The 5,476-nt window shown below is 37.8% G+C and carries 6 protein-coding genes; 2 read left to right on the top strand and 4 right to left on the bottom strand.

Features of this window, described 5'->3' with window-relative positions:
* Positions 1-366: 366 nt before the first annotated feature.
* Together QL982_RS13935 and QL982_RS13930 are read right to left on the bottom strand one after the other, a co-directional pair.
* Complete coding sequence (locus tag QL982_RS13935) at positions 367-1,467, bottom strand: RepB family plasmid replication initiator protein (protein WP_290190413.1); 1,101 nt, start codon at positions 1,465-1,467, stop codon at positions 367-369.
* A gap of 292 nt (positions 1,468-1,759) precedes the next feature.
* Positions 1,760-2,161 carry a hypothetical protein gene (locus QL982_RS13930; protein WP_290190412.1) on the bottom strand — a complete coding sequence of 134 codons (402 nt, stop codon included), beginning with the start codon at positions 2,159-2,161 and terminating at the stop codon, positions 1,760-1,762.
* A 178-nt stretch (positions 2,162-2,339) separates the two neighbouring features.
* Between QL982_RS13930 and QL982_RS13925 the strand changes: the two genes are divergently transcribed.
* Both QL982_RS13925 and mobQ read left to right on the top strand, forming a co-directional pair.
* Complete coding sequence (locus QL982_RS13925; RefSeq protein WP_290190411.1) at positions 2,340-2,618, top strand: hypothetical protein; 279 nt, start codon at positions 2,340-2,342, stop codon at positions 2,616-2,618.
* A 5-nt stretch (positions 2,619-2,623) separates the two neighbouring features.
* Positions 2,624-4,105 carry a MobQ family relaxase gene (gene mobQ, locus QL982_RS13920; protein ID WP_290190410.1) on the top strand — a complete coding sequence of 494 codons (1,482 nt, stop codon included), beginning with the start codon at positions 2,624-2,626 and terminating at the stop codon, positions 4,103-4,105.
* Between the two features lie 37 nt (positions 4,106-4,142).
* Here mobQ and QL982_RS13915 read toward each other — a convergent pair whose 3' ends face one another.
* Together QL982_RS13915 and QL982_RS13910 are read right to left on the bottom strand one after the other, a co-directional pair.
* Complete coding sequence (locus tag QL982_RS13915; protein ID WP_290190409.1) at positions 4,143-4,877, bottom strand: hypothetical protein; 735 nt, start codon at positions 4,875-4,877, stop codon at positions 4,143-4,145.
* Positions 4,867-5,298, bottom strand: a complete 432-nt coding sequence (locus QL982_RS13910; RefSeq protein ID WP_290190408.1) for a helix-turn-helix domain-containing protein — start codon at positions 5,296-5,298, stop codon at positions 4,867-4,869. Before QL982_RS13910 ends, QL982_RS13915 begins: the two co-directional genes overlap by 11 nt.
* Between the last annotated feature and the right edge of the window lie 178 nt (positions 5,299-5,476).

The following is a 5,476-nucleotide window of genomic DNA, read 5'->3' as shown; positions in this document are numbered from 1 at the left end:
CTCCTACTAAGCACTACCGTCGGCTGTCCGAAAGGATAAAGATTGTAACTGCGAAACAAAACTTACTACTAGTGTGAAGACAAAAATCAACTAGCACTACTGTCGACTGTCCGAAAGGATAAAGGCTGTATCTGCATCTCAAACCTACCACTGGTATAAGAATGTAAAACTATTAGCACTACCGCCGGCTGTCCGAAAGGATAAAGGTTGTAACTGCGGATCAAAAACGCCCACTATCACTAGTGGGCGTTTTCCGTTTCTGCACAGAATAAAACCAATTAGATAGGTCAATATGACTCTATAAATATAATTGTTTCTTTATATCAAATTGACTATATTAAGTCAATTCAGCCACTCTTTAAGATACTAATAATCAAGATAATCCCTAATTGGACGCTTCTTAAACTGTGAAGCGTCTTTTTTTAGGCGATTAATCATCTCAAATTCCCATCCTTGCTGCGACTGTCCAGCTGGGCTAGTAGGGGTTACTAAATGATTGTACTCCGCCATAAAAGCAGGGTTGCGAACGATACGCCCTAACTGCTTATCGTTTAGTCCGTCAACCGTAAACATATCTGCTGTATTAGCGTCACGTTCTGTTTTACCCTTAGTATTGCTCTTGATAGTTTTCGCTTTTGGCTTGAATTTGATTTTTAAATGCGTGAGCTTAAATCCTTTACCCGATTTACCATTTTTATCTGTCAAACTATAACTAGCCGTATAAAGCGATTTTTCGTTAATTTCATCAATTGCAACGTCTAAGACGCGCTTTCTAAGGTCTTTTACTGCATCATATTTATCTGTTAAATCAAGCATTTCTCTAAAAGCGGCAAGGGTAGATATAACAAACCCTGTATCACGCCATTGCATCATCATAATGTAAATTCTAAAGCTATAAAAACTGCTAAACCCTGCCATTTCATCAAGTTTTAATTGAGTGAAATGCTGTCGTAACTCGCTAATATACGGAATAATATCAGCATGAAAGATTATTCTAGCCATGATGTTGTCATCTGATTTCGCAATCATAGGTAAGCTATCTAACAAATTATGCTTTCTTAACTGTCGTATAAAATCATCATCATATTTTGAGTTAGGATATTTTTTCTTCAATTCTTCAAAAATATCGGTTTTAAAGTGCAATATATTATGTACCCAATGCGTACCAAGCACACCGAGGGGCGTATCAATAAAAATTTTTCTATCCAATAGATCACTACAAGCGGAACGAATTTCCCTAGCCACGTTGTTAGGCTCTACACCTAATCTAATAAAATCTGCCTTAGTAATGTAATAAGGCTTCATTGGGTCAAGTGGCGCAGACTCTTTATCCTTTTCCCCTTTCGGCATTTGAGCAATAGCAATCAAAATCAACCGTATCTCATTCACTGATAATTTGTAAGAAGCTCTAATCATATCGTTATTGAGCGTGAGTAAAGCCTTTTCATCTGATTTTTCATAATCCATAATAATCTCATGCTCAATCAAGTAAAGGACTTATTATATACTGTCCCTTACTCCACATCAATACGTCCCTTACTCCACATCAATACGTCCCTTACTCCACATCAATACGTCCCTTACTCCACATCAATACGTCCCTTTCTATCCTCTGAAGGCTATATATAGTAAAGCTTACAGAGGAGCTAATAACTCTTTAATAACTTCTTAAAAACATATAAAAAGGAAAGTCTTTTTATATTTAAAATAATAAAGATAAAAAGACTAAAAGAGGGTGAATTACTGATTACTTTAATTACTATTTAGATGACCAGTAACTTGCAAACAATGCCTTATCACTGTCACGAATTAAGAAGCTCTCTAATTCATCTATAACAAACTTTTGGCTTAGCTTATTAGTCTCTATCAAATGTTCGACCATAGCACCCATCAAGATTTTTCGTTTAGCATCCTGCTTACGTCTAAGATTGTTCTCAGCTAATTGTCTTCGTTGCTTGATAGCTTGTATTTGGTTCTCTTTCTGACTAATGAACGTATCTAGCTCCTCAATTCTATTTATTATCGTAGTGAGCCATTTATTTTGTTTTGGGTTGTCTTTCCTAACAGCAGCACGTACCGATTGCATTTCAGCTAACAACTTATCACGGTCAACCAGCTTCTTAGCCAACAGCACTTCTAGTTCCCCTTGTATTTTGCTCATTTAAATCCCTTCCCCTTGTTCATAGACAAAAAATTATAGCAGTATAGATAGGTGATAAATAGTACAAGGGCGCACTTATGCAAACTATGCTAAACTCCCCTTATCGGTGAGCTTAGCATAGTTTGCAGTGCGACAAGGGGAGACCCCTTGCAACCCCCAAAAAACAAAGGATGTTTTTATGCAATTACAAGATAGGATTAAAAAGGCTGAGGCTGAATTAAGGAAGTTGAAAAAAAGACAGAAAAAAGAGGAGGAGAAAGTACATTTGATTTGGGGTAACGCTATATTTAAGGCATTGAATGACGGCGACCCTGAGATCACTAAGTTGGTTTTAGAGCTATCCCCTCAAGTTATTAATAACAGCAAAGGGGAACAGCGAAGAATAGTAGAAGATATTTATCAGCAGGTACTACATAACTGTGTATCGCCCGACAATGAAAAAGTGGAAATTCGTTAAGAAAAATGGCTATCTATCACTTATCCGTCAAAACATTTTCACGCAGCAAAGGACAATCTGCTACGGCAGCGATTGCCTATCGTGCTGGCGCAAAGATTAAGTGTGAGCATGAAGGACGTACCCATGACTACACTAAAAAAAATGATGTGCTGCACAGTGAGATATTTTTACCAGCCAATGCTCCTAGTTGGGCAACTGACCGCGAGCAGCTTTGGAATGAGGTAGAAAAAGCTGAAAAGCGCAAAAACAGTACCATAGCAAGAGAGTTTGAAGTGGCGTTGCCGAATGAACTCAATGAAGCCCAGCGCATTGAGTTGGTACAGGACTTTGCACAGCAGATTGTGGCAAGACATGGCTGTGCGGTAGATGCTCATTTGCATAATGGTCAGAATATGTACGAGAGTAAAGAGAACCACCACGCCCACATCATGCTAAGTACAAGGCAGCTTGAGCAAGACGGCTTTACGAAGAAAACTCGTGAGTTAGACGAAAAGAAAAGCGGTGAGGTAGTCTATTGGCGTGAACAATGGGCGAAAACTGCTAATGAGCATTTGCGTGAGTATGGAATAGAGATTGACCATAGAAGTCTGAAAGATCAAGGCTTAGAGCGTGAGCCAACCATCAAATTAGGCGTTGCTGCGAGTGCATTAGAGCGTAAAGGCATCAAAACAGACCGTGGTGATATCAATCGTGAAGTAGCCAAATATAATAAAGTAATCAAAACCAACAATAACGACAAAATAAATGACTTTCGAAAAGTACAGATTAAACACGCCACCGAATTTTATAACAAGGTATGGCATACCAAAAAAGAATTGCCAAAGCATAAAAGAAAAATTGCTGAGAAATTCCCTAATCTATACCAAGCCTTTGATGATCTAGGGATACCAACGGCTGAACCTGAACCCATTAGGAGTATTGACTATGAACAAGAACGAAAGCGAATCGAGCCAGTTAGTGCAAGATTGGATAGACAGATCAGCACTGAACGCCATTCAAATGAGCGAGGACGAGAATTACCGCCAGTTAGTAGCAGCGAGAGCAACGAATTGGGGCAAGGACATAACAGCGAAGTCCGACTTACGGATCAAACAGTCACAAGCACCGCACCTAGAGATATAGCAGAACGCCCACAGCAGCCTGTAGAGCCACATAAACTCCCACAAGCTACCCAAGCATCACTACAGCCTGACAATCAGGCTATAGCAGCCAAAAAGAAAGGATTAACGCAGCAAACGGAGCTTACAACAGAGTCCCCTGAACAGGAGGCAATTAGGGCAAGTATTGAGGGTGCTAGGAGAGTCATATCTGAGGTATATGCCAATGAGCCTGAAAAGCGTAAGAAAATGCTTAAAGCTATTGACGATAAGATACCTGACATAATGAGTGGTAAAGTCGTTTTACCACCTATTGAGATAAAAACAACGCCTGAAAGAGTGGTGGTGAGAACTCCTAAGCCTAGCAAGGATCAGGATATAGAACGTTAGAGTAAGTATGATAATAGGCTTCGATTAACGTCTCTAGCTAGGCTCGATAACTTGTCTTAAATTCTTCTATTGCTAATTTAAAATAGAACTTATGATCCTCTATTAAGTCATCCTGAGTAATAGAGCAGTCCCTAATAAGGTTTACGATAATAGAGTATTGTTCTTCTATTGCATCACAAAACTTATCAATATCAGCAAAATTTTTCGATGTATTCCACAAGGGTTCATAGTGGTATAGCCTATTTCTTATCTTATTAGCCCTTTGCAATGTATGGAATATCGCCTTATGCTTGACATTTTTTTTGTTGGGAAATACATCATTGATATGTATTTGCCAAAATTTAAATGTTCTATAGTCTTTATTCATTAACTCTACCCAAAATCCAAAGTTTAATGCACCAACATAATCTTCTGGTGTCATATACTTGTTTGGAACTCCTTTCCGAGCATTTTTCTTATCAAACGAGTTTTTCGTTGTGTTAAACATATTTTTGGTTCTAGTAGAACAAGTTTTTTCTTTAAGTAGTTTTGCAAGCCACTGATTAGTTCCATAGTAAACGCTTATAGAATTGTGAATTCTATTTCTAAGCGTCACTTCTAATACTTGGACAGGTATGAAGAAGTGTGAGTAAATTCCCTGAATATCCATATAAAAAAGAACCCTACGTTCTACTTCAGATATAGCGTGACTAGGAACTATCTGTACAAACAACTTTTCGTAAGTACTAAATCTTTGCTTAGATATTAAAGACATGCTTTCATTATTTTGCATTATAAATGACCATTCTCTTTTTTCTACTAATCATACTCTCTAGAATTTTTGGTGACACTCTATCAAGTTCCTCAATCAAAGGTGATAAATCATATAGGTTTTTTCCTTTAGTAACCACGTTTGAACGGGGCGTAGATATTTTGATAATCAAACCTTTTCTCTCTAGATTACTTAAAGCTCTTTGAATTGTTTTAACTGAAAGGCCTGTTCTGTAAGCTATAGCTGCTTGAGAAGGAAATGGCTTCTCAGATTTTTCCCACCAGTGAACTATCAAGTTCATTAGAACATTTAATTCTGAAGCTGTTATTTTCAGCTCCTTTTGTGAGAACAATAACAGTGTAGGCACTGCCACCCAACCCAATGAGCACGAGACTTCACCCCACTTATCTATTACTGAGTTTTTATCTTTTTGAGGCTTCATTTTGATCCTTAAAAATTTTATAAGTATATATTACTATATGTATATTCATATAGTAGGACATTTTGTCCATTTACTATACTTGTAGTAAGTGTGAGAATGTACTCCTACTAAGCACTACCGTCGGCTGTCCGAAAGGATAAAGATTGTAACTGCGAAACAAAACTTACTACTAGTGTGA

The sequence above is a fragment of the Psychrobacter sp. 5A.1 genome (assembly GCF_030407455.1).
Lineage (GTDB): Bacteria > Pseudomonadota > Gammaproteobacteria > Pseudomonadales > Moraxellaceae > Psychrobacter.
This window is presented reverse-complemented; position numbering and strand designations above follow the sequence as displayed.